The sequence below is a fragment of the Mycobacterium sp. genome (assembly GCF_050701675.1).
Taxonomy (GTDB): domain Bacteria; phylum Actinomycetota; class Actinomycetes; order Mycobacteriales; family Mycobacteriaceae; genus Mycobacterium.
Genome location: NZ_JBOGDD010000326.1, coordinates 1 through 3,445, shown reverse-complemented (window position 1 = coordinate 3,445; position 3,445 = coordinate 1). Strand labels below are relative to the sequence as shown.

4 protein-coding genes are annotated in these 3,445 nt (G+C 66.3%); all 4 read right to left on the bottom strand.

Annotated features, from left to right (window positions below; genetic code table 11):
• The coding region (locus ACRDUX_RS09710) for a MerR family transcriptional regulator (RefSeq protein WP_526413318.1) at window positions 1–358 on the bottom strand (358 nt) is incomplete at its 3' end.
• Between the two features lies 1 nt (window position 359).
• A complete protein-coding gene (locus ACRDUX_RS09705; RefSeq protein ID WP_526413316.1) occupies window positions 360–1,862 on the bottom strand; it encodes a flavin-containing monooxygenase in 1,503 nt (500 codons plus the stop codon).
• A 1-nt stretch (window position 1,863) separates the two neighbouring features.
• On the bottom strand, window positions 1,864–2,796 hold the full coding sequence (locus ACRDUX_RS09700; RefSeq protein ID WP_526413314.1) for a ferritin-like domain-containing protein: 933 nt from the start codon (window positions 2,794–2,796) through the stop codon (window positions 1,864–1,866).
• A gap of 10 nt (window positions 2,797–2,806) precedes the next feature.
• Window positions 2,807–3,445: SDR family NAD(P)-dependent oxidoreductase (locus tag ACRDUX_RS09695; protein ID WP_526413312.1), on the bottom strand; the 639-nt coding region annotated here is incomplete at its 5' end.

Sequence of the window (3,445 nt, the reverse complement as noted above, 5' to 3'; positions counted from 1 at the left end):
CGTGGGCGATGTTGTAGCCCCGGTCGAGCATCGACGTGATGAGGCGCAACCGGGTCAGGTGCGTGTCGTTGAACAGCGCGATGCGGCCCACCCGCAACGGGGGATGCAGCAGACCGCGGTCCCGGTACACCCGGATGTTGCGCGTCGTGGTGCCCGCCAGCCGGGCCAGCTCCTCGATTCGGTACTCACCGGACGCCTCGACGCCGTGCGGTTGCACGGCCGCGTCGAACAGCTGCGAGACCGCGTTCTCGATGACGTCGCGCGAGCCCCGCCGGATCTGTCTTGGGGCGCGACGGAGCCCGTTGAGGATCGTCGAGATGGCGCCGGCGTGTTGCCGCGGCGGCTTGGCCGGCGGCATCTCAGGCCGACGAGGGCATGCCGACGACAGCGGGTGAGTGGCGTGCCACGGCGTCGTAATCGCCGAATCGGAAGTCGCGCATCTGTCGAAGATACTGTGTGGCGAAGCCTGGGTACATTGACGCGTTGAACCCGTCGGCGGTCAGGTACCAGCTGCTGCAGCCGCTCATCCAGGTGGTCTTGGTCAGCCGCTTCTGCAGCCGTTCGTTGTGCCTGCGCTGAACCTCGGCACGCACGTCGAGGTACCGCAGGTCGTTCTTCAAGATCGCGGTGATGCCTGCGACCGCGTAGTCGATCTGCCCCTCCACGAACACCAGCAGTGAGTTGTGCCCCGGGCCCGAGTTGGGTCCGGTCATGAAGAACAGGTTGGGATAGCCGCTCGCATTGATGCTCTTGTAGGCCTGCGCGCCGCGGGTCCATTCGTCGGCGAGCGACCGGTCGCCGAGGCCGGTGACCGAATACGGCGGTCCGGTCAGGTGGACGTCGTACCCGGTGGCGAACACGACGGCGTCCAGGTGGTGCTCCACGCCGTCACTGGTGCGGATGCCCACCGGGCTCATGGTGGCGATCGGCCAGTCGATGAGCTTGCAGTTGTCGCGCTGGAGGGCGGGGTAGTAGTCGCTGGAGATCAGCATCCGCTTGCAGCCGGGGGTGAAGTCCGGCGTCAGCTGTCTGCGCAGCCACGGATCCTTGACCTGCCTGTGCAGGTGCGCCTTGCCGAGACGCGCGACCAGCGAGCTCAGCGGAGAATCCCACACCAACGCGGTCGCGCTGGCCTCGTGGCCCCAGAACAGCGCCTGGCGAGCAAGTCGCTGCACCGCAGGGACTTTCGCGAACAGCTCCTGCGCGCGTTCAGGCGTGGCGACGTCCAGGCGCGGGATTACCCAACCGGGGGTGCGCTGGAAGACCTTGACGAACCCCGCCTGCTTGACCAGCTCGGGCACGATCTGCACGGCGCTCGCGCCGGTGCCGATGACCGCCACCCGCTTGCCGGTGAAGTCGTAGTCGTGATCCCAGCGGGCGCTGTGGATCTTGTGACCCTCGTAGGTGTCGATCCCGCGGACGTCGGGCCACTTATGGTCCGGCAGTGGGCCGGACGCCAGCACGACGGTGCGGGCGCGGTAGCGCTTGCGGCCTGTCGTTGCGACCTCCCAGATGCCCTGGTCCTCGTCGAACGCCAGGCGAGAGACCTCGACGCCGAAGTCGATGCGACGCCGCAGGTCGAACCGGTCGACCATGTCCTCGATGTGCTGACGAATCTCGTCGGCGGGGGAGTACGCCCGCGACCAGGTGGGGTTCGCGACGAAGGAGAACGAATAGAGCAGCGACGGAATGTCGCACGCTGCACCGGGATACGTGTTGTCCCGCCAGGTGCCACCGACGCGCTCGTCGCGCTCGACGATGACGATGTCGTCGACCCCGGCCCGAGTCAACTTGATGGCGGCGCCGATGCCGGTGAATCCGGTACCGACGATGAGGGTGTCGTAGACGTGGACGTCGGTCATGTCAGGCCGACGGCTCGTGGGTGAGTTCCTTGAACCAGCTGGGGATCGGGCTGAGCAGGGGACTCGGATAGCGGTCGGAGAGCCAGACCATCGAATTGGCCAGGTAGTGGTAGGGGTTGTCCGGGTTGACGACCCAGCGGGCGTGGAGCTTCAGGATCTGGTAGGTCGGCACGCGGCGGGTGAACTCGGCGCGCTCGCCGAGTTGCTTGAAGCGCTTCATCGCGGCGTAGAGCCGCTCGGGCTCCAGGCCCATTCCGACGATGTTGTTGCGCATGCGGTTGAGCAGGGGCGCGTACATCAGGGCGCCGATGATCACGCCGGGTGAGGCGACGTTGCCGACGAACTGGATGGCCAATCGCCGGGCGGTGGTGTTGCCGATCATGTTGAGGACGTCGAAGTCGACTGCGATGTGGCGTGATTCGTCGTTGTTGATCTTCTCGAAGACCTGATGGCAGACCGGGTCGTGGACTTCCTCGAGCAGGAACTTGAGAAGCGCGCCGTCCAGGGCGACCTCGAGCATCGGGATCACGGTGCCCAGAATCGATAGCGACATGTCGTCGGAGTAATGGTCCAGCCACTGGATGGCCAGGCGGATGTTGATGTTGGGCTCGGGCATCTCGCCGTCCTCAAGCATGCCCCAGCGCTTCATCAGCGCCAGTTCGGCGTTGGCGTGGCGCTGCTCCTCGGCGTGGAAGTAGCGGTAGATCTCGGCGAGCACCGGCGTCGGCGCCTTCTTCGCCAGCGCGGCGAATCCGCGTGCGCCGACGTTCTCGATCCAGCACAGGTCGGCCATGAACGCCTTGAGCTTGGGCCGGAACTCGTCGCTGATGGTCTCGGCGCCGGGTGCGTCCCAGTCGATGTCGGCCAGTGCCCACTGGCGGTCCTTGATCTTCGTGAGCATTGCATCCATGTCTAGGCCGCTTTTGGGAGCCATGGCGATTCTCCTAAGTGGTTGCGCGAGTGGTCAAGCCGACGGCGCGGGTGTACACCGTCGGGGTGAAGCGCTTGATGCCCCAGCCGATTCTGGCGTCGGGCTGCGGCATGCAATAGAGGCCGCCGCGATCGTTGGTGTCCAGACACTTGGCCGCGACGCGCTCGGGAGAGAAGCCGGTCCATCGCATCAACTTGTCGGCAAGCTGGGTCGACTGCGCGGAGATCCGGCCCGCTTCAACGATATTGGTCTTGACGAAGGTAGGGCAGAGGACCGTCACGTTGATTCCCGTGCCCGATAGTTCGGCGGCCAGCGTCTCCGACAGCGACAGCACGCCTGCCTTGCTGACGTTGTAGGCCGCCATTCCCGGGGCCGCACCGAAGGCGGCGGCGGAGGCGACGTTGATGATGCCGCCCGGTCCACCGGCCTCGCGCAGGATCGGGGTGAACACGTGACAGCCGTAGATCGGGCCCCACAGGTTGATGCCGAGGGTCCACTGCCAGTCGTCGAGGTCGATGCCGCCGATCGGGGCGCCCCCGGCACCCACCCCGGCGTTGTTGATCACCAGCGTCGGCGGGCCGTCGAGCCAGGCCTGTGCGTCGGTGGCCAGTTGCCGAACGTCGTCGATCTGCGAGACGTCGCAGCGCAGGGA

Excerpts from the sequence above, each read along its gene's own strand:
- ACRDUX_RS09705 (WP_526413316.1), bottom strand. The coding sequence starts at position 1,862 with ATGACCGACGTCCACGTCTACGACACCCTCATCGTCGGTACCGGATTC.
- ACRDUX_RS09700 (WP_526413314.1), bottom strand. The coding sequence starts at position 2,796 with ATGGCTCCCAAAAGCGGCCTAGACATGGATGCAATGCTCACGAAGATC.